The organism is Azospirillum sp. TSH58 (assembly GCF_003119115.1).
In the GTDB taxonomy this organism is placed as follows: domain Bacteria; phylum Pseudomonadota; class Alphaproteobacteria; order Azospirillales; family Azospirillaceae; genus Azospirillum.
In genome coordinates this window covers 1,198,643-1,222,615 of record NZ_CP022367.1, presented here as the reverse complement: position 1 = coordinate 1,222,615, position 23,973 = coordinate 1,198,643, and the positions used below count along the sequence as shown (strand labels likewise).

The following is a 23,973-nucleotide window of genomic DNA, read 5'->3' as shown; positions in this document are numbered from 1 at the left end:
GTCAGCCGCGCCGCGCGGCCTCGATCGCGGCGACGTCGATCTTCGTCATGCCCATCATCGCCGCGAAGGCGCGTCCGGCTTCCTCGCCGCCGGCCGCCAAGGCCTCGGTCAGAACGCGCGGGGTGATCTGCCAGGAGACGCCCCAGCGGTCCTTGCACCAGCCGCAGGCGCTCTCCTGGCCGCCGTTGCCGACGATGGCGTTCCAGTAGCGGTCGGTCTCCTCCTGGTCGTCGGTGGCGATCTGGAACGAGAAGGCTTCGGTGTGTTTGAAGGTCGGCCCGCCGTTGAGGCCGAGGCAGGAAACGCCGGCGACCGTGAACTGAACCGTCAGCACGTCGCCCGCCTTGCCGGACGGGTAGTCGCCGGGAGCGCGGTGAACGGCGCCCACCGCGCTGTCGGGAAAGACCGTGGCGTAGAAGCGGGCCGCGGCCTCCGCGTCCTTGTCGTACCACAGGCAGATCGTGTTCTTGGCGGTCGTCATGGTTCGTCCCCTCCCTGTCGGTGCGTTGCCGATGCGCGTGAGGATACGCCCTCTCCCTTGTTGACGGGAAGGTTGCAATCCCTTTCGCAGAGGTGGCGCATGAGCGACCCGAAGAAGCCGGACGACACCGGCATCCATCCCCCGCGCAGCTACGACCCGAACAGCCAGAAGCCGGCGAGCGACCGCCCCAGTGATCGGGACGAGGCCGCGCCCGGCACGCCGGGAACCGGCGAGGACATCGACCCCAGGACCGGCGAGACCTTCACCGAGGGCATCGGCGGCGCCTGATCACCCTTGTCGTTCGTCCCTCATCGTCCGGCGGTTAAAGCCTGCATGGTCACGCGGGCGGCGCTGGCGATGTGCTCGTCGTAGAGCTGGCGCGTGCGGACGGTGTCGCGGGCGGTCATCGCCTCGTAGATCTCGCGGATTTCGCGGATCGTGTTGGGCAGCCGCCCCGGCTCGGCCAGCGACACCCCGCGCAGCAGCTGAATGCGGTTGTGCAGCGCCTTGAGGATCTGCGCCATCGTCGGGTTGCCGCAGCCGGCGATCAGCGTGTCGTAGACCATGGTCTTCGCCGTGCGGATGCGCGACGGCACGCCTTCCACCGCCGCCGCCTCGAAGGCCGCCATGGCGTCGGCGAGGATCGCCCACTGCTCCGGGCTGGCCTGGGCGATGAACTCCGCAGCCGCGAGGCTCTCCAGCGCGCCGCGCACCTGATAGATCTGCCGGACATCCTCCGCCGTCAGGGTCACCACCTCCAGCCCGCGCTGGGGCACGTTGTGGACCAGCCCCTCTGCCTCCAGCTGGCGCAGGGCCTCCCGCAGGATCGGGCGGCTGACCTGCAGCGTCTCGCACAGCTCGCGCTCGACCAGCCGGTCGCCGGGGGAATAGCGCCCATCGGCGATGGCCGCGCGCAACAGGTCGATCACCTGCTGGCGCAGGGGAGCGGCGACGCGGACGATATTTATCGGCAAATTTGACATAAAATTTCTCTTCTTGTCAGACAGTATGACGATCTGCTTGCGCCACACTACCACCTTCGATTAGCATACGTATCAACGGTGGCCCAGAGCGGCGGCCCATGGCGGCAAACGCCACACCCACCACACCATACCATCACCTCGCACACAGGAGGCAGGCGTGCAGCGGAGTGCACAAGCGGGCGCCGTTTCGAAGAGCGCCGACGAGCCTGCGGCGGCGTCCGACCCCAACCGGCAGAGGCGCCGCGAACGGCTGCTGCAACTGGGCACGCTGGTCCTTCTGCTCGCCGTCTGGGAATTCGCGGCGCGCGACGCGAACAAGCTGCTGGTCGCGGTGCCCAGCGACATCGCCGTGGCGACCTGGGACCTGCTGCTGAACGGCGAGCTGTTCTGGGCGACGCTGGACAGCATGTCGACCTTCGTCCTGGGCTTCGTCATCGCCTCGGTCATCGGCATCGTGATCGGCTTCGCGATGGGAACGAACCGCACGGTGGAGGTGATCCTCGATCCCTACATCAACGCGCTCTACGCAATGCCGCTGGTGGCGCTGATCCCGATCCTGATGCTGTGGGTGGGCATCGGCTTCCTCGCCAAGATCACGATCATCATCCTGTTCGCGGTCTTCCCGGTGATCATCAACACGGTCACCGGTGTGAAGAACGTCGACCGGCACTATCTGGACATCGGCAAGGCCTTCATGGCCTCGCGGCTCATGGTCTACCGCAAGATCATCGCGCCCTACGCCCTGCCCTACGTGGCGAGCGGGCTGCGCATCGCGCTCGGCCGCGGCATCATCGCGATGATCGTGGCGGAGTTCCTGACCTCCATCTCCGGCCTCGGCGGCCTGATCATCAACTACACCAACGCGTTCGAGACGGCCAAGGCCTTCGCCCCGGTCCTGGTGGTGGCCCTGCTCGCCAACGCGCTCACCATCCTGGTTCAGAAGGTCGAAGAGCGTTTCGGCCGCTGGCGCCGCCGCTGAGCGGCCCGCCCCCCAACACCACACGTGCCCCACACCACACCGGATTGAGGAAGGAAGAGGGATCATGAGCATGATGTCCCGTTCGCTGAAGGCCGCCCTGCTGGCGGGTGCCTTCTCCGTGGCGATGAGCACCGCCGCGCTCGCCGCCGACGCGATCAAGATCGGCATGCCGGCCAAGATGTTCCTGAACCTCGTCGAGTTCGTCGCGCAGGACCAGGGCTTCTACGAGAAGAACGGCCTGACGGTGGAGCTGGTGCACATCGCCGACAGCTCCATCCCCGTGCGCTCGCTGATCGCCGGGGAGCTGGACGTCAGCCAGGCCGGCATGTCGGAGACGCTGGCGGCGACGGACAAGGGCGGCACGCTGAAGACCATCGGCGGCGTCCACACCGGGCTGCATTACGCCTTCTACGCCAACGCCGCGTCGGGCGTGAAGGACGTCACCGACCTGCCGGGCAAGAAGGTCGGCATCTCCTCCCCCGGCTCGCTGCCGCACGTCGTCATCACCGCCCTGATGCGCCAGGCCGGCATGAGCGAGGAGCAGATCAAGTCGGTCCAGTGGGTCTCGCTGAAGGGCTCCTCGGCGCGCATCAACGGCATCCTGACCGGCACCATCGACGCGACCGTCTCCAACTACGACCCGAAGGCCGCGCACGACAAGAACGCCAAGGTGCTGTTCGTCGTCTCCAAGAAGCTGCCCGACTATGTGATGACCCCCTGGGACGTGCGCGAGGAGACCATCACCAAGAAGCGCGACGTGCTGAAGCGCTTCGTCAAGGCGGAGCTGGAGGCGACCCGCTGGATCTTCGACAACGAGAAGGGCGCGCTGGACGTCGCGAAGAAGCACTTCGACTACAACGACGAGCAGCTCGCCGAGTTCTACGAGTTCTACAAGATCGGCGGCATCTGGAACCCGAACGGCACCGTCACCGCCGAACAGGCCAAGTACATGCAGGAGCTGAACGTCGAAGGCGGCCTGCAGAAGGCCGTCCACCCGGCCGAGAAGGTGCTGGACACCAGCATCGTCCAGGAAGTGCTGGCGGAGATCGGCACCTACAAGCAGCCGTAATCCTGTTAAGGCCATCGCCTGCGGTATCCCCTCTCCCCTCCGCTCACGCGCAAACGACGTTTGCGCTGACGCGACAGGCGGACCTTTGGTCCGCCGAAAGCGGGGAGAGGGGTAGGGTGAGGGGTTGCGCGTGTGCCGGACGTACCGCCACGCACATCCCCCTCACCGGCTCTCAGCGGATGCCATGGGCATCCGCCTGCCGCCGTCAGCCCTGGCCTTTAGCCAGCGCGAAAGGCCCTCCGGGCCACCCTCTCCCCGGAGGGGAGAGGGCTATGAAGGCCGAATGCGATAGCCACGACCGCCATTTTCCCGCTTCAAGACCCGGTGCCGTCCCATGCCCAAGCTGTCCGTCCGCAACCTGACCAAGCGTTTCCCGGTGTCCGGGGGGCCGTCGATGACGGCGCTCGACGGCGTCGACCTGGACGTGGAGGAGGGCGAGTTCGTCGCCTTCGTCGGGCCCAGCGGCTGCGGCAAGACCACGCTGCTGCGCATCATCCAGGGGCTGGAGACGGCCACCAGCGGCGAGATCCTCATCGACGGCAAGCCGGTCACCGGCCCCGGCCACGACCGCGGCTTCGTCTTCCAGCAGTACGGCCTGCTGCCCTGGCTGACCGCCGCCCAGAACATCGGCTTCGCGCTGGAGGCCAAGGGCATCCCGCCGAACCGCCAGGGCGAGACGACGGAGCGCGTGCTTGCCACCGTCGGGCTGAAGGGCTTCGGCGACCGCTTCCCGCACCAGCTCTCCGGCGGCATGCAGCAGCGCGTCGGCATCGCCCGCGCCCTGGCGATCGAGCCGGAGATCATGCTGCTGGACGAGCCCTTCGGCGCGCTCGACGCGCTGACCCGCGAGATTTTGCAGAACGAGATGCTCGGCCTGACCGAGCGCATGGGCAAGACGATCCTCTTCGTCACCCACAGCGTGGACGAGGCCGTCTGCCTCGCCGACCGGGTGGTGGTCATGTCGCCCCGCCCCGGCCGCATCCGCGAGATCGTGCCCATCGACATCCCGCGCCCGCGCGCCAGCCTGGGCGAGGCGCTGCGCGACACGCCGGAATACGTCGCCAAGCGGCACCGGCTGTGGAACCAGCTGATGGACCTGGTCTGAGCGCCCCCCTTCTCCGGAACCCAGGAGGTCCCATCGTGTCAGTCACCCCCGACGATCACGAGTGGCAGTACAACCCCCGCCATTCCGTTCCCGACTTCGCGCGCCACGCCGAGCGCGCCGCGGAGCTGAGCCGGGGCGTCCGCGACCGCCGCGCCGCGCGCTGCGACATCGCCTACGGCGACAGCCCGCTGTCCACGCTCGACGTGTTTCCGGCGGCCGCACCCGGCGCCCCGCTGCACGTCTTCCTGCACGGCGGCTACTGGCGCGGGCGGGACAAGGCCGACTACAGCTACGTCGCCGACGCGCTGGTGCCGCGCGGCGTCACCACCGTGGTCATGAACTACGACCTGTGCCCGGCGGCGACCCTGCCGGAGATCGCGCAGCGCACCCGCGAGGGGCTGCGCTGGATTCACCGCAACGCGGCCTTGCTGGGCGGCGATCCCGACCGCCTCACCGTGTCGGGCCATTCCGCCGGGGCGCATCTGATCGCCATGGCGCTGGCCGACGACGCCGGGGCGAACCGGCTGGAGGACGGCGCCATCAAGGCCGCCGTCCTGATCAGCGGCATCTACGAGCTGGCGCCGGTGCTGGGTATCACCGTCAACGAGACCATCGGGCTGCGCCCGGAGATGGTCGACGAGGTCAGCCCGATGCGCCACCCGCCCCTCACCGCCACGGCCCTGACGGTCGTCGTCGGTTCGGTGGAGACGCCCGCCTGGATCGCCCAGTCGCGCGACTTCGCCACGCTGTGCCGGAGCCGCGGTTCGCGCTGCTCCTACCACACGCTGGCCGGGGAGGATCACTTCTCGATCATGGCACGGATGGAAAAGCCGGAGGACGCGCTGTCGCGGCTGGTGCTCGACGCCGCGGGAGTACAAGAATGATCGTCATCGATGAAACCGCCGCCCGCCGTCTGGTCTCCCCCGCCGACGCCATCGACGCCATCGACATGGCCTTCCGCGAGGTCTCCCGCGGGCAGGCGCGCAACTTCCCGGTGGTGCGCGAGCGGCTGCTGCCGGGGCCGGACGTCTACGGCATCAAGGCCGGCGGCGACCTCGCCATCGGGCTGCTCGGGCTGAAGATCGGCGGCTACTGGACGGGCAACCGCGCGCGGGGCCTGACCAACCACCAGTCGACCACCGTCCTGACCGACCCGGAGACCGGCTGCCCGACGGCGCTGGTCAGCTCCAACCACCTGACCGGGCTGCGCACCGCCGCCGCCTGCGCCATCGGCATCCGCGAGCTGGCCCGGCCCGACGCGCGGGTGCTCGCCCTGATCGGCACCGGCGGGCAGGCGGCGCACCATCTGGAGGCGGCGCTGCTGGTGCGCGGCTTCGACCGCATCCTGGTGGCCAACCGCGACCGCGCGCGGGCCGAGGAGCTGGCGGCCTCCTTCGGCGGGCCGCTGCCCGTCGAGGTCGTGGACGCCGAGACCGCGGCGCGCGGCGCCGACGTGCTCATCACCCTGACCACGGCGCGGGAGCCGGTGGTCCAGGCCGGCTGGGTCCGCCCCGGCACGCACATCTGCGCCATGGGCGCCGACACCGCCGGCAAGCAGGAGCTGGACCCGGCGATCCTGCTCAACGCCGCCGTGTGGGTGGACGACTGGGCGCAGGCCTCGGCGCTCGGCGAATGCCAGCACGCGCTGGCGCACGGCCTGACCCGCGAGGCCATCCGCGGCACGCTGTGCGACGTGCTGGAGGGCAAGGCGCCCCGCCGCGCCCACGCGGACGAGATCACCGTCTTCGATTCCACCGGCATGGGGATCCAGGATCTGGCGATCGCCGCCTGGGCCGTCCGCGCCGCAAACACCGACGCCGGAACCGACGCCGGCTTACCCATCCACCGCATCGATTTAGCGCGCTGACCCGCAAGAGGGCGCGACCGAGGCCGACATGCAGTTGAAAAATGTGCGCATCGCCGGGAAGATTCTCGGCATCGTCGTGGTGCTGGGCACCGTTTCGGTGTCCACCGCCCTGGTCAGCGGCTACGGCCTCGCCACGCTCGGCGGGGAGCTGAACCGGGTCGAGGAGGCGGGCCGCGAGGCGACTCAGGGCGCCCGGCTGAACCGCTATCTGGTCGAGCTGAGCCGCGCCGAGTACCAGATGGGCGCCAACCCGGCCAGCGTCGCCACCATCGAGGCCGTCGTCGCCGACCGCAAGGCCGAGGTCCGCGCCCACCTGGACCACGCCCGCACCGCCGCCGACGCGCAGCAGCGGCCGCTGCTGGACGGCATCGAGACGCAATACGCCGCCTATGTCAGCAGCCTGGACGCCACGGTGGCGGCGGCGAAGAAGCACGCCGACATGGGCATCACCTACGCCCGGCGCGAGGTGCTGAACAACGTCTCCGGCAGCCAGGAGCAGGTGGAGGCGCTGATCCGCGCCGTCCAGGACTACAACGGCCTCACCGTCGCCAAGACGGCGCGGATCTCCGAGGAGGCGGAAGCGCTGTCCAACCGGACCACGTGGCTGATCGCCGCGGTCGCCCTGCTCGGCATCCTCGCCAGCGGGCTGATCGGGCGCTGGCTGTCGGCGCGCGGCATCGTCGCCCCCATCGTGGAGGCGGTGTCCTGCCTGCGCCGCCTGTCCGGCGGCGACCTGACCGTGGTCATCAGCGGCGCCGACCGCCGCGACGAGGTGGGCGACATCGCGCGGGCGCTCGCCGTCTTCAAGGACAACGCGCTCGACCGCCAGCGCATCCAGGCGGAGCAGGAGGCCGAGGCCCGGCACAAGCTCGACCGCGCCGAGGCGGTCGGCGCGACGATCCTGCGCTTCGACCGCGAGGTCGGCGAGGCCCTGCACGTCATGAAGGACGCCGCCGCCGCGCTGGAGGCCACCGCCAACTCCCTGTCCGCCGGGGCGGAGCAGGCGTCGGAACGGATGACCGTCGTCGGTGCGGCCGCCGAGCAGACCGCCGCCAACGTCCAGACGGTCGCCGCCGCGACGGAGGAGATGACCTCCACCGTGCAGGAGGTGTCGCGCCAGATGAACGAGGCGCGCGGCTTCGCCGACGAGGCGACGCGGCAGGCCCAGCAGGCCCAGGAACGGGTCGGCGCCCTGACCGAGTCCGGCCAGCGCATCAACGAGGTGATCGACCTCATCCAGGGCATCGCCAGCCAGACCAACCTGCTGGCGCTGAACGCGACCATCGAGGCCGCCCGCGCCGGCGAGGCCGGCAAGGGCTTCGCGGTGGTGGCGAGCGAGGTGAAGCAGCTCGCCAACCAGACGGCGCAGGCGACCGACGAGATCCGCGGTCAGGTCGGGGCGATGCAGGAGACCATCGGCGGCGCGGTGTCGGCCATCCAGACGATCGCCACGGTCATCTACCGCCTGAACGAGATGGCGACCGCCGTCGCCGCCGCGGTCGAGCAGCAGGGTGCCGCCACCGCCGAGATCGGGCGCAACGCCGTCCAGGCGGCGCAGGGCACGGCGGAGGTGACCGGGACCATCGGCACGCTGCGCGTCGCCTCCGAATCGACCGCCGCCGGTTCGGTGCAGGTCCTGCAATCCGCCCGCGAGGTGGCCGGCCGCGCCGTGGCCCTCAAGAGCAGCGTCGACGCCTTCATCGCCGAGGTGAAGACGGCCTGATCCCTCCCGACCGGCCGCCCCCAATCGGTCGGATCGCGATCAATCGGTTGAGCGCCGCGCCGTCAGCGGCCAGAATGCGGCGGTGCGGCGCGAGACGGCCGGCGGCCTCCGCCGGTTTCCCTCTCGTGTGCTTTACCGCAGGACCGGTTGGGAGAGGATCACGATGACGGTTGACGGTACGGCTCGGACCATGAGCTTTGGATCACTCTATCGCCATGGAATGGCCCGGGTCGCCGCCTGCACGACGCCCTGCACGATCGCCGACCCCATGGCGAACGCCGCGGCGGTTCTGGACAGCGTGCGGGAGTGCGACGAACAGGCCGTCGCCGTCGCTCTGTTCCCCGAGCTGGCCCTGTCCGGCTACGCCATCGACGACCTGTTCCTTCAGGACTGCCTGCTCGACGCGGTGGAGAACGCCGTCGTCCACCTCGTGGAGCGGTCGCGCGACCTGATGCCGCTGATCCTCGTCGGCGCGCCGCTGCGCCACGCCGGCCGCGTCTACAACACCGCGGTCGCCGTGCATCGCGGCCGGCTGCTCGGGGTGGTGCCGAAGGTCCATCTCCCCAATTACCGGGAATTCTACGAGCGCCGCCATTTCGCGTCGGGCGCCGGCACCGAGGGCGGTACGATCCGCATCGGCGCCCAAGACGGCGCCCAAGACGGCGCCCTCGACGCCCCCTTCGGCCCCGACCTGCTGTTCGCGGCGGAGGATCTGGACGGGCTGGTGGTCCATGCCGAGATCTGCGAGGACCTCTGGGTCGCCGTCCCGCCCAGCTCCGAGGCGGCGCTGGCCGGGGCGACGGTGCTGGCGAACCTGTCGGCCAGCAACATCACCATCGGCAAGGCGGAGACTCGCCGCCTGCTCTGCAAGTCGCAGTCGGCGCGCTGCATCGCCGCCTATCTCTACTCCTCCGCCGGGGCCGGGGAATCGACCACCGATCTGGCCTGGGACGGCCAGGCGTCGATCTTCGAGAACGGCGAGACGCTGGTCGAGACCGAGCGCTTCCCCAAGGGCGCCCAGATGGCCGTCGCCGATGTCGACCTCGACGTGCTGCGCCAGGAACGGCTGCGCATGGGCACCTTCGACGACAACCGCCGCCTGCACGGCACGGCTTTCCGGCGGATCGCCTTCCGCGTCGATCCGCCCGGCGGGGACCTGGGGCTGCGCCGCAACGTACCCCGCTTCCCCTTCGTTCCGGCGGCCCGGGAGCGGCTGGAACTCGACTGCTACGAGGCCTACAACATCCAGGTCGCCGGGCTGGTCCAGCGGCTGCGGGCGACCGGCATGCCGCGCATCGTGATCGGCGTGTCGGGCGGGCTGGATTCCACCCACGCCCTGATCGTCGCCGCCCGCGCCATGGACCTGCTCGACCGGCCGCGCACCGACATCCTCGCCTTCACGATGCCGGGCTTCGGCACCAGCGACAAGACCAAGGGCAACGCGCTCCGCCTGATGAGCGCGCTCGGCGTGTCGCACCATGAACTCGACATCCGCCCCGCCGCCAACCAGATGCTCAAGGACATGGACCACCCCTACGCCCGCGGCGAGGCGGTGTACGACGTGACCTTCGAGAACGTCCAGGCGGGGCTGCGCACCGACTATCTGTTCCGCCTCGCCAACCAGCGGGGCGGCATCGTGCTGGGGACCGGGGACCTGTCGGAGCTGGCGCTGGGCTGGTGCACCTACGGCGTCGGCGACCAGATGGCCCATTACAACGTCAATTCGGGCGTCCCGAAGTCGCTGATCCAGCATCTGATCCGCTGGGTCATCGGCTCCCGCCAGTTTCCGGACGAGGTGCTGGACACGCTGGGCGACATCCTGTCCACCGAGATTTCGCCCGAACTGGTCCCCGCCGGCAGCGACCGCGCCCTGCAGAGTTCGGAAGCCGTCGTCGGCCCCTACGAGCTTCAGGACTTCCACCTGTTCCACACGCTGCGCTACGGGCTGCGCCCGTCGAAGATCGCCTTCCTCGCCCTGCACGCCTGGTCCGATCCGGCGCGCGGCGACTGGCCGGCGGGCTATCCGGTCGAGAAGCGCAGCGCCTACACGCTGGCCGAAATCCATTCCTGGCTGCGCGTCTTCATCCAACGCTTCTTCGGCTTCAGCCAGTTCAAGCGCTCGGCCATGCCCAACGGGCCGAAGGTGACGGCGGGCGGCTCCCTGTCGCCGCGCGGCGACTGGCGCGCGCCGTCCGACGGCAACGCCCGCATCTGGCTGGAGGAGCTGGAGCGCGAGGTCCCGAAGGAGTAACCGCCCTACCCCGCGACCCCCTGCCCCGCGGCCCCATACCCCGCGGCGGTGGTCCGTTCGTTCATCACCAGCCGCCCGGACGGCCAGGAGCGGACGAGCCCGGCGGCGCGCAGTTCCGGCAGGGCGCGGGCCACCGCGTCGTGCGACAGGCCCGTCGCCTCGACCAGCGCCGGCCCCGATTTCGCTCCGCCCTCCAGGGCATGCAGCACCACCGCGGTCGGCGTTCCGGGCTGGGCGAGCGCCGCCTCGCTGCGGGCGGGCCGGCTCGCCCGGCCGGCGGCGACCATCGCGGCGATGGCGCGAAGCTGCCCCAGCCGGTGCATCGCGTCGGGGCTGCCGTCCCCGCGCAGCGCCAGCGCCGTGTGGCAACGGGCGACCTCCCGGGCCAGGGCGGCGAGATCGGCGGCGCGGTCCTGCACGAGGCACAGCGCCGCCTCCTCGGCGAGGGTGTCGAGGTCCGCGTCGGCCTCGTCCCAGCGTCCGGCCGCGACGGCGTCCCGGATGTCGTCGGCCAAAGCCCGATACGCCTCCCCGCTCATGGACCGCTCTCCGTCTTCAGTTCCGGCCAGCGTTGCGGTTCCCAACGCGCCGCGACACAACCGGGCTCCGGCGCGTCGATGGGGAGCGACAGACGGCGGATGCGCGAATTCTGCGCCGGGTCGGCGCGCGGCTGGAAGAACAGCGCCACCCCGCAGTCGGTGATGCGCTTGTCCTCCTGCCCATCGGCGTCGCAGACGCGGTTGAAGCGGTGCGAGAAGGCCATGCTGTTGGCCACCACCACCCGGCAGGACCCGGCGCGGGAGGACTCGTCGCCGGCCTGGGCCTGCCACCGGTCCTCCGTCAGCCCGGCGTCCATCACCGGGGTGACGATCCAGTCCAGCAGCTTGGCCCGGCACAGCCACGCCGCCGGCTGTTCGCGCCCGAGATCCTCGCAGATCATCACCGCCAGCCGGCCCATGTTGGGCAGCTCGACGATGGTGACGCCGTCCCCCGGCGCGATGAACTCCTTCGCCGCGCCGGGCAACCGCCCGTCCGGGCCGCGCACGTCGTAGGAGCGGCACTGGTCGGCGTCGAGGTCCCAGCAGTGCAGCTTGGTCTGGCGGAAAATCTCCGCCCCCGTCCGGTCGAGCAGGACCGCCATGCTGCGCGGCTTGCCTCCTCCCTCCCCGTCCTGCCGGACGCCGACGAGGACGTAGCGGATCGGGCCGTCCACCGCGTGACGCCGCACCGCCGCCTTGATGGCGTCGAGCGTCGCGGCATTGGCGGTCACCTCGGGAAAGACGACGATGGTCGCGCCTTTGGCGGCCAAGGCGTCGATGGCCGACGTGGCGCGGGCGCCGAGGTCGCCGGGAACGGCGGCGTACCAGTCGGCGCCGTCCTTGGCAAAGGTCCGGATGGCGAGGTCGTCCTCGGCCAGAGCGAGCGGGACGACGCCGACGACCGGCGCCCAGTCGGGATCGCTGGGGCACTGGTCGGCGACCTCGGCGATGCGGTGGAAGGCCAGTGAGACGGGCCGCTCACCCTCCTCGCCGTGGGGGCACTCCGCCGCAAGGGTCGGCGGCAGCAGAAGCAGGGAGTGGAAGAGGTCGGCCACGTCGAAGGACTCGCGCAGGGGCGTGACCTCCCGGATGTTCACCGACCGGTCGAACAGGCCGGGCCGCAGGATGAGCTGGCCGTCGGCGGGGTCGCTGTTGAAGCGCGCGTGCCGCTTGAACCATTGCCGCGCCCGCAGATGACCACCGGACAGCGCGCTTCGCGAAAGGAAGCGCGAGGCCAGCGGCGCGAACCACTGGTCGATGGCCTGGGCCGCCAGCACCCGCCGTTCCGCCGGCGTCCGCTCGTCGGACGAGTCCAGCCAAGCCTTGAGCGCCTCGGCGCCGTCGTCAGCCTCCAACAACACCATCAGCCGGCGCAGCACATCACCCGCATCGTCCGGCGCGAATTCCAAGCGCCGTGCGGCGCGTTCGGTCTCTTGCGGGTGTCGATCCAGTTGGTGCCGCAGCGCAACGAACAGATCAGCCAGATGCATGCCTTCAACCACGCGAAGCGACGGGATGGACGAGCGGGCGCTATCAGCATTTCCCTCCCCCCGGAGGGGAGAGGGCTAAGTCACCTCAAGCACCCACGCCCATCCTGTTGAACAGCACGGCAGCGGCTTGGTTTCGCGGTTACGTTGTCAGGCGATGGCGCGCCGCCCGTCGCCTCAGGTCGTCGCCCGCCGGTCCGCGGCGGTCGCGGGGCGCCGGACCTCCGCGCGCCGCGGTGCCGGCACGGCGAAGCGCCCGTGCAGCCACGCCGGAAGCGCCAGACTGGCGACCGCCAGGACCGTGATGCCCGTCTTGCCCAGGACACCCACCGGCCGGACCGCCTCGTCGATCAGCACGATCCCGTAGGCGAGCACGACGTGGTAGGCATAGACCTGCAGCGAATGGCCGCCGAGGTAGCGCAGGAAGCGCAACAGGAAGAGCCGTTGCAGGGCCTGGCCCGCCCAGCGCGCGGCGGGGGACGCGGCCTCGACGCCGGCGGACAGCAGCCACGTCACCAGGAAGGCCAGCGCCGCGAAATTCACCAGGAAGATCAGGCTGAACTCGGTGCGGTCGTGCAGGCTCCAGAAGCGCGCCGCCATGTCCTCCGGCACGAGGTCGAAGGTGAAGGCCAGCCGCCACGCCATGAAGGCGAGCACCACATACAGCGCGATCCGGGCGAGCAGCGTGCGGTCCCGGGACAGCCAGGGGCGCAGGTCGATCCGCTCCGCCGCCATCAGCGTCCCGATCACCAGCCCGGTGACGAACACGATCTGCCACGCCAGCGGGTTGAAGTGCCCGCGCAGGGCGAAATCCGGAATGACCGAGCCGGCCAATGCCTCCAGCGAGGCGGCCAGCGGCAGATGCAGGCCGAACTGCACCGCCGCCCACAGGGCGAAGCTCCCCGCGATGACCTCGCCGCCCTTGCCCGCGAGCGTCAGGCGGATCAGCAGGGGCGAGGCCGCGAGGTACAGCATGTATTGCGGCAGGATGTCCATCAGCGCCGGCTGGTGCAGCAGGAGCAGGACCGCCGGCAGGGCCGGGCCGAGCGCGCTGCCCAGTTGCGACTCCCAGCCGCTGCGCGCGCCGGGGATCAGCAGCGCCATCGCGACGACGGCGGCGAAGACCGCCAGCGAGTAGAGGTAGAGCTGCCAGACGCGGGCGCGCAGCCGCTTCCCGGCCTCCTCGTCCCGCCCGGCGGCGTAGAGCCGGCCGTAATACAGCCCGACGATCAGTCCGGAGATGAGGATGAAGCCCTGCGCATCCTCGACGAAGGCGAGTTGGTTGTGATTGACCAGGGCAACCGGATTTCCCCCGTCGAACCAGATGTGGTTCACCAGCATGAACACGAGGAAATAGCCGCGCAGGCCATCCAGAAGATGGTGCCTGGTCATAACGCGCCCCCACCTATTTGTCCGTATTCCGAATACAGACGAACCCGGCAAAGCATCCCTTTTGATGAGGAACGAAAAGGGGTTAGCGGCTCCTCCGCTTAGCGATGCGTTAACCATGATCACCGGACCATGCCCTCAGACAGCGTGCCTCGACGAGGCGAACCAGGGGAGCGTGGCTCATGACGGGACGGGTGCTTGGCGGAGTGTTGGCCGCTTGGGTTTTGTGGAGCGGTGCCGCCGCCGCGTCGGCGCTTTGCCCGGTCCCCCCCGGCGCGGATTCAGCCGCCGCCGGACTGGCGCACAGCCGGGCTGCCCTGGCCGCCGGGCAGCCGCTGACGGTCGTCGCGATGGGGTCGTCCAGCACGGAAGGCGTCGGGGCCACCAGCGTCACCGCCACCTACCCCGCCCAGCTCGACGCCATTCTTGAGCAGCGTCACGCCACCTCGGCCATTCAGGTCCTGAACAAGGGCATCGGCGGCGAGACGGCGGGGGCCAACCTCGTCCGCTTCGACAAGGACGTGCTGGACGCCAAGCCGGACCTCGTGGTCTGGCAGGTCGGGACCAACGACAGCTTCCAGAAGGTGCCGCTCGACGCCTTCGCCGCCACCGTTCGCGACGGCATCGCCCGGATCCGCAAGACCGGCGCCGACGTCATCCTGATGAACCCGCAGTCCTTCCCCGGCGAAGCCAAGGTCGACTCCTACGCCGCCTACGCGTCCACCGTGGTGGCGCTGGGCCGGGAACTCGACGTGCCGGTGCTCGACCGCTACCGCATCATGGCGTGGTGGCTGGAAAGCCGGCACTTCGCCGCCGATCAGGTGCTGAGCAACGACGGCCTCCACCTGAAGGACCTCAGCTACCGCTGTCTGGCGGAGTTCGTCGCCGACATGATCGACACCCCGCGGGTGATGAGCGAGAAGACCGCGGCGCGCTGAGTTCGCATCATCCGTTCTTGGGAAAGGGCGCCGGCGGTCATGCCACCGGCGCCCTTTTGCTGTCAGACGACCAGTTGCGCACCGAGGAACTGTCGGAGTTCCGGGGTGCGGGGGTTGCCGAAGACCTCCTCGGACGGGCCGATCTCGTGGACGCGGCCCTGGTGCATGAAGACGACCCGGTCGCAGACCTCGCGGGCGAAGCGCATCTCGTGGGTCACCATCATCAGCGTCATGCCGTCGGCGGCCAGTTCCTTCACCACCGCCAGCACCTCGTTCACCAGCTCCGGATCGAGGGCGGAGGTGATCTCGTCGCACAGCAGGGCCATCGGCTGCATGGACAGCGCCCGCGCGATGGCGACGCGCTGCTGCTGCCCGCCGGAAAGCTGGTCGGGGTAGGCGTCGAACTTGTGGCCCAGGCCCACCCGCTCCAGCATGCGGCGGGCCATCGCCTCCGCCTCGCGCGCCGGCGTCTTCTTGACGACCATCTGCGAGAGCATGACGTTGCGCCCCGCCGACAGGTGCGGGAACAGGTTGAACTGCTGGAAGATCATGCCGACCTTCAGCCGCAGCGCCTTCAGGTGGAGGTCGTCGTTGATGAGCTGGGCGCCGGCCACCATGATCGAGCCGTCGTCGATCATCTCCAGCCCGTTGACGCAGCGCAGAAGCGTGCTCTTTCCCGAACCGCTCTTGCCGATGATGGCGACGACCTCGCCGCGCTCGACGTCCAGGTTGATCCCCTTCAGGACTTCGACGTCGCCGAAGCGCTTCTTCACCTCAGTGATTGCGATGAGCGACATTGAGCTTCCTTTCCAGAATCTGGCTGCTCTTGGACAGGGGCCAGCACAGCGCGAAGTAGATCAGGGCGACCAGCCCGTAGACGGTGAAGGGTTCGAAGGTCGCGTTGGTGACGACCGTGCCGGCCTTGGACAGCTCGACGAAGCCGATGATCGAGGTCAGCGCCGTGCCCTTCACCACCTGCACGGAGAAGCCGACGGTGGGCGGGACGGCGACGCGCACCGCCTGGGGCAGGATCACGTAGCGCATCTGCTGGACGTAGCCCATGCCGAGGCTGGCCGACGCCTCCCACTGGCCGCGGGCGACCGATTCCACGCAGCCGCGCCAGATCTCCACCAGGAAGGCCGCCGTCCACAGGATCAGCGCCAGCCCGGCGGCCAGCCAGGCCGGGACGTCGATGCCGAACAGGCCGAGCCCGAAGAAGGCGAGGAAGAGCTGCATCAGCAGCGGCGTGCCCTGGAACAGCTCGACATAGCCCTGGACGACCATCTGTCCGGCCCGCGCCTTGCCGATCCGCAGGTAGAGCAGCGCCATCCCCAAAAGCCCGCCGCCGATGAAGGAGACGAGCGAGAGGACCACCGTCCAGCGCGCCGCCAACAGCAGGTTGCGCAGGATGTCCCACAGGGTGAAGCTCATCATCGCGCGGCCCTCCGCGGGAACAGCATCCGCCCGACGCCGCGCAGCGCCTGCCGCAGCGCCAGCGCCAGCAGCAGATAGAGGCCGGTGGTCAGGAAGTAGCTCTCGAAGGCGCGGAAGGTCCGCGACTGGATGAAGTTGGCGGCGAAGGTGATGTCCTCCGCCGCGATCTGCGACACCACCGCCGAGCCGAGCATGACGATGACGATCTGCGACGACAGCGCCGGCCAGATCCGTTGCAGCGCCGGGATCAGGACGACGTGGCGGAAGGTTTCGAACCGCGTCATGGCGAGGCTGGCCCCGGCCTCGAACTGGCCGCGCGGGGTGGCCTCGATGCCGGCGCGGATGATCTCGCCGCTGTAGGCGCCGAGGTTGATGACCATCGCCAGCACCGCCGCCTGGAACTCGGTCATCTGCACACCGAGCGACGGCAGGCCGAAGAAGATGAAGAAGAGCTGGATCAGGAAGGGCGTGTTGCGGATCAGCTCGACATAGGCGACGACCGGCGGGCGCATCCAGCGCGGCCCGAGCGACCGCGTCCAGGCGCAGGCGATGCCCAGCGCCACCCCGAACAGCGTGCCGATCAGGGTCAGTTCGACCGTCGTCAGCAGGCCCTTCAGGATGACGGGCCAGTATTCGGCGATCCACGAATAATCGAAGCGGTAGGTCATGCGGCCCTCCGGTCAACCCTCCACACGCCGGGCCGCCGGGGCGGCCGAAGCCACCCGCGGCGTCCCGGCCCGGTCATCGTCAGAGGTCCCTGGGTCAGAGGTCCTTCGGCAGGTCGGCGGACAGCCACTTCTGCGCGATGGCGTTCAGCGAGCCGTCGGCCTTGGCCGCCGCCAGGATGCCGTTCAGCTTCTCCAGCAGGGCCGGCTGCTCCTTGCTCAGGCCGATGAAGCAGGGGGAGTTCTTGATGAGGAACTTCAGCTCCGGCCGCTTCGGCGGGTTGCGGGCGAGGATCGCCGCCGCCACGACGTTGCCGGTCGCCACCACCTCGACCTGACCGGACAGGAAGGCGGAGATGGTGCCGTTGTTGTCCTCGTAGCGCTTGATGACCGCGTCGGCCGGGGCGATCTTGGTCAGTTCCAGATCCTCGATGGCGCCGCGGGTCACGCCGATGGTCTTGCCGGCCAGTTCCTCCGGCTTCGAGGCGGTCACGCCGGCCGGGGCGAAGACGCCGTTGAAGAAGGGAGCGTAGGCGTCGGTGAAGTCGATGACCTTCTCGCGCTCCGCGTTCTTGCCGAGGCTGGAGATCACCAGATCGACCTTGTTGGTCTGCAGGAAGGGGATGCGGTTGGCGCTGGTCACCGGCACCAGCTCCACCTTCACGCCCATCTTGGCGCCGATCAGCTTCGCCACGTCGATGTCGTAGCCGAGCGGGGTCATGTCCGGGCCGACCGAGCCGAAGGGCGGGAAGTCCTGCGGGACGGCGACGCGCAGCGTGCCGCGCTTGGTGATGTCCTGAAGGGCGTCGGCCCGCGCGGCGGGGGCCTGGGCGATGGACAGACCGGCGACGGCGGCGACGGCCAGGGCGAGCAGGGTCCTGCGCTTCATGTCTCTAACTCCTCCGGTTTTGCTGGATGGAATGGTTGTTTGAAAGGGTCAGGCGGGGGCGCCGGGCGAGAGGATCTCGCGCAGGCCGGCCAGGGGATCGGGGGCGGCGGCGAGGTCGAGGCCGTCCTCGACGCGCCGGATGTGTTCGTCCATCAGCCGCGCCGCGCCGGCGTAGTCGCCGTCGGCCAGCAGCGTCACGATGCCGGCGTGGTCGTCGCTGGACGCCGCGGCGTCCTGGTCGGACTGGTAGAGCATCGAGACCAGCGTCGTGCGCGCGGTCAGGTCGCGCAGGATGTCGGTCAGGAAGGCGTTGCCGAAGGCGTGGGCGAGGTGGATGTGGAAGTCGCCGAGCAGGCAGGTGCGCGACCCGACATGGCCGGTCTGCAGCGCCTCCCGCTCCTCCTCGACATGGGCGCGCAGGTGGGCGACGGCGTCGCCGGGCAGCGTGTGCAGGTCGCGCAGCATCCCGGTCTCGATCACCCGCCGCGCCTGGAAGGCGGCCCGCGCCTCCGTCGCCGAAGGCTCGACGACGAACCAGCCGCGCCGGGCGCTGACATGCACGATGCCGCGCGTCTCCAGCCGCATCATCGCTTCGCGCACGCGGGTGCGGGACACGCCGTAGACCTCGGCCAGCTTCGCCTCGCCCAGCCGGGTGCCGGGCCGCAGCCGGCCGCCCAGGATGGCGGAGATCACGCTGTCTTCGATGCTGTCGGGAAGCTGGGTCATCAGGCTGCCGCACCAATCTTGTATACAAGACTGTTGAGCAAGAGGCGTGCCAGCCGGAACGGCGCGGAATCGCTGGGGATCGGCGCCGCGCATGATCAAGATTCGGGCAGAGACCCGACCTGATTAAGCCTTATGCATTTTTTTGCGGCACCGTCTCGTTGCGCTTGCCCCCCATGGCGAGGGACGGCGGCGAAGATGGCGGAACCAACGGCTGCCGGCTCCAGTTGGGTTGAGGGATTCTCCCGATTCGCAAAGAGGACCGCTCCCATGGCTCGTGCAGCCACCCGCTCCCTTGCCGTCGTCACCGGGGCGTCCACCGGCATCGGCCTCGAACTCGCCAAGCAATGCGCCCGGAATGGCTTCGACCTCCTGATCGCCGCCGACGACCCGGCGATCGAGGAGGCCGCCAAGGAACTCCGCTCCCTCGGGGCGCTGGTCGAAACGGTGCAGGCGGACCTCGCCACCCTCGACGGGGTCGACGCACTCTTCGCGGCGGTGAAGGGCCGTCCGGTCGACGCCCTGCTCGCCAACGCCGGCCACGGGCTGGGCCACGGCTTCCTCGATCAGGATTTCCAGGAGGCCCGGCACGTCATCGACACCAACATCACCGGCACGCTCTACCTGATCCAGACGATCGGGCGGGGCATGCGCGACCGCAAGCAGGGCCGCATCCTCATCACCGGCTCGATCGCCGGCTTCATGCCCGGCACCTATCAGGCGGTCTACAACGGCACGAAGGCCTTCATCGATTCCTTCTCCTTCGCTCTGCGCCACGAGATCAAGGACTCCGGGGTGACGGTCACCTGCCTGATGCCCGGCGCCACCGACACCGCGTTCTTCGAGCGCGCCGGCATGGAGGACACCAAGATCGGCCAGGGCAAGAAGGACGACCCGGCGATGGTCGCCAAGGTCGGCTTCGACGCGATGATGCGCGGCGACGGCGACGTGGTGGCCGGCTGGAAGAACAAGCTGCAGACCGCCGTGGCCGCCGTGACTCCCTCCGGCGTGCTGGCCGAGCAGCACCGCAAGCAGGCCGAGCCCGGTTCGGGCCACCACTGATCGCAGGTTTCCCGCCCACCTTCCCCACCACCCGTTACGGAGGAGCCCCGCATGAAAGCCCTGGTCTGGCACGGCACCGCTGACGTCCGTTACGACACCGTCCCCGACCCGGAGATCGAGCAGCCCCGCGACGCCATCGTCAAGGTCACGTCCTGCGCCATCTGCGGTTCGGATCTGCATCTCTACGACCATTTCATGCCCGGCATGGAGAAGGGCGACATCCTGGGTCACGAGTTCATGGGCGAGGTCGTCGATGTCGGGGCCGAGGCCAAGAGCGCCCTGAAGGTCGGCGACCGCGTCGTCGTGCCCTTCACCATCTGGTGCGGCGAGTGCGACCAATGCCGCCGCGGCAACTATTCGGTCTGTGAGCGCTCCAACCGCAACAAGGCGATGGCCGACAAGCTGTTCGGCCACACCACCGCCGGGCTGTTCGGCTACACCCACCTGACCGGCGGCTACGCGGGCGGTCAGGCGGAGTACGTGCGCGTCCCCTTCGCAGACCGCACCCATGTGAAGATCCCGGACGGGCTGAGCGACGAGCAGGTGCTGTTCCTCGGCGACATCTTCCCCACCGGCTGGCAGGCCGCGGCCCAGTGCGACATCCAGCCGACCGACACCGTGGCGATCTGGGGCTGCGGCCCGGTCGGGCAGATGACGATCCGCAGCGCCGTCCTGCTGGGCGCCAAGCAGGTCATCGCCATCGACCGCGTGCCCGAGCGCCTGTCCATGGCCAAGGCCGGCGGCGCCATCACCATCAATTTCGAAGAGGAAAGCGTCGTCGAGCGGCTGAACGAGCTGACCGGCGGCAAGGGTCCGGAGAAGTGCATCGACGCCGTCGGCATGGAGGCGCACGCCACCGCCACGCTCGATTCCATCTACGACCGCGCCAAGCAGGCGCTGATGCTGGAATCCGACCGCGCGCATGTGCTGCGCGAGATGATGTATGTCTGCCGCCCGGCGGGCACGCTGTCGATCCCCGGCGTCTATGGCGGGCTGATCGACAAGGTCCCCTTCGGCATGTCGATGAACAAGGGCCTGACCTGGCGCATGGGCCAGACCCACGTCAACCGCTGGACCGACGACCTGCTGCGCCGCATCCAGGAGGGCCAGATCGACCCGTCCTTCGTCATCACCCACACCGTGGGTCTGGCCGAGGGGCCGGGCATGTACGAGACCTTCCGCGACAAGCGGGACGGCTGCATCAAGGTCGTGCTCAAGCCGTAACAGGGAGGCGCACCATGGCGTATTACCGCAGGAATTCGTCCGCGGACCGGATGGCCCGCGGCCTGGGCTGGTTCAGCATCGGGCTGGGCGTCGCCGAACTGGTGGCCGCCCGCCGCCTCGCCCGCTGGATGGGGATGGAGGAGCAGGCCGGCCTGATCCGGACCTACGGCGCGCGCGAGGTGGCGACCGGAGTCGGCCTGCTGGCGATGGGCGACGCCCGCCCCTGGATGTGGGGGCGGATCGCCGGGGACGCGCTGGACATCGCCACGCTGGCGACGGCGCATCACGACGGCAACCCGCGCCGGGAGAACGTCGCCACGGCGCTGGGCACGGTCGCCGCGGTGACGGCGCTCGACGTGCTGTGCACGGCGATGCTGCACCGGGAGGAAGCGGCGGCCTGGACTCCGCCACCCGACTACAGCGACCGCAGCGGCCTGCCGCGTCCGCCCACCGCCATGCGCGGCGCCGCCAAGGACGCCCCGATCCCCGCCGACATGCGGACCCCGGACATCCTGCGCTTCGAACCCGTGGGGGCGAATTAGCGCTTATAACCCTCTCCCCTCCGGGGAGAGGGTGGCCCGGAGGGCCGGTGAGGGGGTTGCGCTTTTGCCGGACGTACCGCCACGCGCACCCCCCTCACCCTAACCCTCTCCCCGGAGGGGAGAGGGGACAACGCCCCCTATCAGCAACAGCCGGCCTTGCCGGCCCCGTAACGGGCCTGCAGACGGTTGTCGAGGAACTCGGTGTAGGTCATCGCGGGCTGGTCGGGATGCCGGGTCCGCATATGCTCCAGATAGGTGTCGTAATCCGGCACCCCGATCATGAGCTTGGCCGTCTGCTCGAAGTAACCGCGGAACCGGCTGAGGTTGCTTTTCAAGCCGCTCATCCGTCGTCCTTTTCCAATAGGCCGCTCCCTCACCCCTGCCGGGATGAGGGAGCGGTGTGCGGCAATCACTTTCCGGCGATCAATCCCCGGCGCGGGCGGTGGCGCCGCCGGTCGGGATTTCCCGCGTGGTCGGGCGGTCGCTGCGCAGCGCCTTCAGGCAGGACAGGATGCCGAAGACCAGCACCGCCAGCACCACCAGGACGAACAGCGACGCCAGCGCCGCGTCCAGGTAATCGTTGAAGATCACCTGCCGCATCTGCTCCATCGAGGTCGCCGGGGCGAGCAGCCGGCCCTCGTTGGCGGCGGTGCTGAAGCGCTCCGCGTGGGCGAGGAAGCCGATCGCCGGGTTGCTGTGGAAGACCTTCTGCACGCCCGCGGTCAGGGTGCAGATCAGCAGCCACGCCGCCGGCACCATGGTCACCCAGGCGTAGCGTTCGCGCTTCATCCGGAACAGCACCACCGTCGCCAGGATCAGCGCGATCCCCGCCAGCATCTGGTTGGAGATGCCGAACAGCGGCCAGAAGGTGTTGATGCCGCCCAGCGGATCGATCACGCCCTGGTAGAGGATGTAGCCCCAGGCGGCGACGCACAGGCCGGTGGCGATCAGGTTGCCGGCCCAGGACGCCGTGCGCTGCAGCGGCTTGAAGAAGACGCCCAGCAGGTCCTGGAGCATGAACCGCCCGGCGCGGGTGCCGGCGTCGACGGCGGTCAGGATGAACAGGGCTTCGAACAGGATGGCGAAATGGTACCAGAAGGCCATCATGCCCTTGCCGCCGAACAGCTCGGAGAAGATCTGCGCCATGCCGACCGCCAGCGTCGGCGCGCCGCCGGCCCGCGACAGGATGCTCACCTCGCCGACGTCCTGAGCCGTCTGGGTGATCATCTCCGGCGTGATGACGAAGCCCCAGTTGTTGATGACCTGGGCCGCGGACTCCGCCGTGGTGCCGAGCAGCGCGGGCGGGCTGTTCATGGCGAAGTAGATGCCCGGCTCGATGCAGGAGGCGGCGACCAGCGCCATGATGGCGACGAAGGACTCGGTCAGCATGCCGCCGTAGCCGATGAAGCGGGTGTGGACCTCGTTCTCCACCATCTTCGGCGTGGTGCCCGACGAGATCAGGGCGTGGAAGCCCGACACCGCGCCGCAGGCGATGGTGATGAACAGGAACGGGAACAGGCTGCCCGACCACACCGGGCCGGTGCCGTCGATGAAGCGGGTGACGCTCGGCATCTTCATCGGCGGCGCGACGAGCAGGATGCACAGAGCCAGCAGCACGATGGTGCCGACCTTGAGGAAGGTCGACAGATAGTCGCGCGGCGCCAGCAGCAGCCACACCGGCAGCACCGACGCCACGAAGCCGTAGCCGATCAGGATCCAGGTGATCTGCACGCCGGTCAGCGTGAAGACCGGCGCCCAGGTCTCGCTCTGCGCGACCTGCCCGCCGAGCAGGATGGCGGCGATCAGCAGGAAGAAGCCGATCACCGAGATCTCGCCGATCCGGCCGGGACGCAGGAAGCGCATGTAGACGCCCATGAACAGGGCGATCGGCACGGTCGCGGCGACCGTGAAGAAGCCCCATGGGCTGTTGGTCAGCGCCTTGACCACGACCAGGGCCAGCACCGCCAGGATGATGACCATGATCATGAAGGTGCCGAACAGCGCGATGACACCGGGGATGTCCCCCAGCTCGGCCTTGATCAGCTCACCGAGCGACCGTCCGTCGCGGCGCATCGAGACGAACAGGATCATGAAGTCCTGGACCGCCCCGGCGACCACCACGCCGGCGAGAATCCACAGCATGCCCGGCAGATAGCCCATCTGGGCCGCCAGCACCGGGCCGACCAGCGGGCCGGCGCCGGCGATGGCCGCGAAATGATGGCCGAACAGGACGTACTGGTTGGTCGGAACGTAGTCCAACCCGTCGTTGTGGCGCATCGCCGGCGTCGGGCGCGCCGGGTCCAGCCGCATGACGCGGGTGGCGATGAACAGGCTGTAGTAGCGGTAGGACACCAGATAAGTACAGACGGCGGCCACCACCAGCCAGAGGGCGTTGATGGTCTCGCCGCGCGCCAGCGCGACGGTGCCGAGCGCGAAGGCTCCCAGCACGGCGAGAACCAGCCACGGCGCGTGATTGAGGATGCGGGGCATGCGTACTCCTCCCAAACGATTCGCAATCGTCGAAAAGCACGATGAACCTGATGAATACGATGGAGAATCATCCTCCCATCACGCCCGAACGGAAAGAGCAAACTGTCCGGTCGCGACAAAATGGGTCAAAAAT

24 protein-coding genes are annotated in these 23,973 nt (G+C 69.3%); 12 read left to right on the top strand and 12 right to left on the bottom strand.

Going from position 1 to position 23,973, the window contains the following annotated elements; genetic code table 11:
- Position 1: 1 nt before the first annotated feature.
- Positions 2 to 481 carry a VOC family protein gene (locus TSH58p_RS27005; protein ID WP_109071047.1) on the bottom strand — a complete coding sequence of 160 codons (480 nt, stop codon included), beginning with the start codon at positions 479 to 481 and terminating at the stop codon, positions 2 to 4.
- A 99-nt stretch (positions 482 to 580) separates the two neighbouring features.
- Here TSH58p_RS27005 and TSH58p_RS27000 point away from each other — a divergent pair, with 99 nt between their 5' ends.
- Positions 581 to 769, top strand: coding sequence for a hypothetical protein (locus TSH58p_RS27000; protein WP_109071046.1), 189 nt, complete (start codon positions 581 to 583; stop codon positions 767 to 769).
- Positions 770 to 789: 20 nt separating this feature from the next.
- On the opposite strand, the gene TSH58p_RS34605 is transcribed toward TSH58p_RS27000, so the two are convergent.
- The gene (locus TSH58p_RS34605) at positions 790 to 1,464 is read right to left on the bottom strand and encodes a GntR family transcriptional regulator (protein WP_282183623.1); all 675 of its coding nucleotides are present in this window, start codon (positions 1,462 to 1,464) and stop codon (positions 790 to 792) included.
- A gap of 157 nt (positions 1,465 to 1,621) precedes the next feature.
- Between TSH58p_RS34605 and TSH58p_RS26990 the strand changes: the two genes are divergently transcribed.
- The 7 genes from TSH58p_RS26990 to TSH58p_RS26960 all read left to right on the top strand — a co-directional run bounded on the left by TSH58p_RS26990 (position 1,622) and on the right by TSH58p_RS26960 (position 10,458).
- Entirely contained in the window at positions 1,622 to 2,443 is an 822-nt protein-coding gene (locus TSH58p_RS26990; RefSeq protein ID WP_109071045.1) for an ABC transporter permease, read from the top strand.
- Between the two features lie 64 nt (positions 2,444 to 2,507).
- Positions 2,508 to 3,512 carry an ABC transporter substrate-binding protein gene (locus TSH58p_RS26985; protein WP_109071044.1) on the top strand — a complete coding sequence of 335 codons (1,005 nt, stop codon included), beginning with the start codon at positions 2,508 to 2,510 and terminating at the stop codon, positions 3,510 to 3,512.
- A 334-nt stretch (positions 3,513 to 3,846) separates the two neighbouring features.
- A complete protein-coding gene (locus tag TSH58p_RS26980) occupies positions 3,847 to 4,617 on the top strand; it encodes an ABC transporter ATP-binding protein (protein WP_109071043.1) in 771 nt (256 codons plus the stop codon).
- Positions 4,618 to 4,652: 35 nt separating this feature from the next.
- The gene (locus TSH58p_RS26975; protein WP_109071042.1) at positions 4,653 to 5,501 is read left to right on the top strand and encodes an alpha/beta hydrolase; all 849 of its coding nucleotides are present in this window, start codon (positions 4,653 to 4,655) and stop codon (positions 5,499 to 5,501) included.
- A complete protein-coding gene (locus TSH58p_RS26970) occupies positions 5,498 to 6,484 on the top strand; it encodes an ornithine cyclodeaminase family protein (RefSeq protein WP_109071041.1) in 987 nt (328 codons plus the stop codon). Before TSH58p_RS26975 ends, TSH58p_RS26970 begins: the two co-directional genes overlap by 4 nt.
- Positions 6,485 to 6,512: 28 nt before the next feature.
- On the top strand, positions 6,513 to 8,207 hold the full coding sequence (locus TSH58p_RS26965) for a methyl-accepting chemotaxis protein (protein WP_109071040.1): 1,695 nt from the start codon (positions 6,513 to 6,515) through the stop codon (positions 8,205 to 8,207).
- A 190-nt stretch (positions 8,208 to 8,397) separates the two neighbouring features.
- The gene (locus TSH58p_RS26960) at positions 8,398 to 10,458 is read left to right on the top strand and encodes an NAD(+) synthase (protein ID WP_109071039.1); all 2,061 of its coding nucleotides are present in this window, start codon (positions 8,398 to 8,400) and stop codon (positions 10,456 to 10,458) included.
- Positions 10,459 to 10,463: 5 nt separating this feature from the next.
- Here the strand turns inward: TSH58p_RS26960 and TSH58p_RS26955 are convergent, their stop codons facing one another.
- The 3 genes from TSH58p_RS26955 to TSH58p_RS26945 form a co-directional block, all read right to left on the bottom strand.
- On the bottom strand, positions 10,464 to 10,997 hold the full coding sequence (locus TSH58p_RS26955; RefSeq protein ID WP_109071038.1) for a hypothetical protein: 534 nt from the start codon (positions 10,995 to 10,997) through the stop codon (positions 10,464 to 10,466).
- Positions 10,994 to 12,487 (bottom strand): hypothetical protein, encoded by a 1,494-nt coding sequence (locus TSH58p_RS26950; RefSeq protein WP_109071037.1) that lies wholly within the window; start codon positions 12,485 to 12,487, stop codon positions 10,994 to 10,996. The genes TSH58p_RS26955 and TSH58p_RS26950 overlap by 4 nt, the downstream gene beginning before the upstream one ends.
- Before the next feature lie 174 nt (positions 12,488 to 12,661).
- Positions 12,662 to 13,876, bottom strand: a complete 1,215-nt coding sequence (locus tag TSH58p_RS26945; protein ID WP_109071036.1) for an OpgC family protein — start codon at positions 13,874 to 13,876, stop codon at positions 12,662 to 12,664.
- Between the two features lie 179 nt (positions 13,877 to 14,055).
- On the opposite strand from TSH58p_RS26945, the gene TSH58p_RS26940 reads away from it, so the two are divergent.
- Complete coding sequence (locus TSH58p_RS26940) at positions 14,056 to 14,811, top strand: GDSL-type esterase/lipase family protein (protein WP_109071035.1); 756 nt, start codon at positions 14,056 to 14,058, stop codon at positions 14,809 to 14,811.
- 62 nt (positions 14,812 to 14,873) lie between these two features.
- Here TSH58p_RS26940 and TSH58p_RS26935 read toward each other — a convergent pair whose 3' ends face one another.
- The 5 genes from TSH58p_RS26935 to TSH58p_RS26915 all read right to left on the bottom strand — a co-directional run bounded on the left by TSH58p_RS26935 (position 14,874) and on the right by TSH58p_RS26915 (position 18,525).
- Positions 14,874 to 15,608: an amino acid ABC transporter ATP-binding protein gene (locus TSH58p_RS26935; RefSeq protein WP_109071034.1), complete on the bottom strand. Its 735-nt coding sequence runs from the start codon at positions 15,606 to 15,608 to the stop codon at positions 14,874 to 14,876.
- On the bottom strand, positions 15,586 to 16,245 hold the full coding sequence (locus TSH58p_RS26930) for an amino acid ABC transporter permease (protein WP_109071033.1): 660 nt from the start codon (positions 16,243 to 16,245) through the stop codon (positions 15,586 to 15,588). Before TSH58p_RS26930 ends, TSH58p_RS26935 begins: the two co-directional genes overlap by 23 nt.
- Positions 16,242 to 16,913, bottom strand: a complete 672-nt coding sequence (locus TSH58p_RS26925; protein ID WP_109071032.1) for an amino acid ABC transporter permease — start codon at positions 16,911 to 16,913, stop codon at positions 16,242 to 16,244. Before TSH58p_RS26925 ends, TSH58p_RS26930 begins: the two co-directional genes overlap by 4 nt.
- A 94-nt stretch (positions 16,914 to 17,007) precedes the next feature.
- On the bottom strand, positions 17,008 to 17,799 hold the full coding sequence (locus TSH58p_RS26920) for a transporter substrate-binding domain-containing protein (RefSeq protein WP_109071031.1): 792 nt from the start codon (positions 17,797 to 17,799) through the stop codon (positions 17,008 to 17,010).
- A gap of 48 nt (positions 17,800 to 17,847) precedes the next feature.
- Complete coding sequence (locus TSH58p_RS26915; RefSeq protein WP_109071030.1) at positions 17,848 to 18,525, bottom strand: GntR family transcriptional regulator; 678 nt, start codon at positions 18,523 to 18,525, stop codon at positions 17,848 to 17,850.
- A 267-nt stretch (positions 18,526 to 18,792) separates the two neighbouring features.
- Between TSH58p_RS26915 and TSH58p_RS26905 the strand changes: the two genes are divergently transcribed.
- Genes TSH58p_RS26905 through TSH58p_RS26895 form a run of 3 tightly spaced genes read left to right on the top strand, consistent with a single transcriptional unit; the run spans position 18,793 to position 21,350 of the window.
- A complete protein-coding gene (locus TSH58p_RS26905) occupies positions 18,793 to 19,584 on the top strand; it encodes an SDR family oxidoreductase (protein WP_109071029.1) in 792 nt (263 codons plus the stop codon).
- A 51-nt stretch (positions 19,585 to 19,635) separates the two neighbouring features.
- Positions 19,636 to 20,808, top strand: coding sequence for a zinc-dependent alcohol dehydrogenase (locus TSH58p_RS26900; protein ID WP_109071028.1), 1,173 nt, complete (start codon positions 19,636 to 19,638; stop codon positions 20,806 to 20,808).
- 14 nt (positions 20,809 to 20,822) lie between these two features.
- A complete protein-coding gene (locus TSH58p_RS26895) occupies positions 20,823 to 21,350 on the top strand; it encodes a cyclase dehydrase (RefSeq protein ID WP_109071027.1) in 528 nt (175 codons plus the stop codon).
- A 140-nt stretch (positions 21,351 to 21,490) separates the two neighbouring features.
- Here the strand turns inward: TSH58p_RS26895 and TSH58p_RS26890 are convergent, their stop codons facing one another.
- A complete protein-coding gene (locus TSH58p_RS26890; RefSeq protein ID WP_014197888.1) occupies positions 21,491 to 21,694 on the bottom strand; it encodes a YbdD/YjiX family protein in 204 nt (67 codons plus the stop codon).
- Between the two features lie 79 nt (positions 21,695 to 21,773).
- Complete coding sequence (locus TSH58p_RS26885) at positions 21,774 to 23,840, bottom strand: carbon starvation CstA family protein (protein WP_109071026.1); 2,067 nt, start codon at positions 23,838 to 23,840, stop codon at positions 21,774 to 21,776.
- Between the last annotated feature and the right edge of the window lie 133 nt (positions 23,841 to 23,973).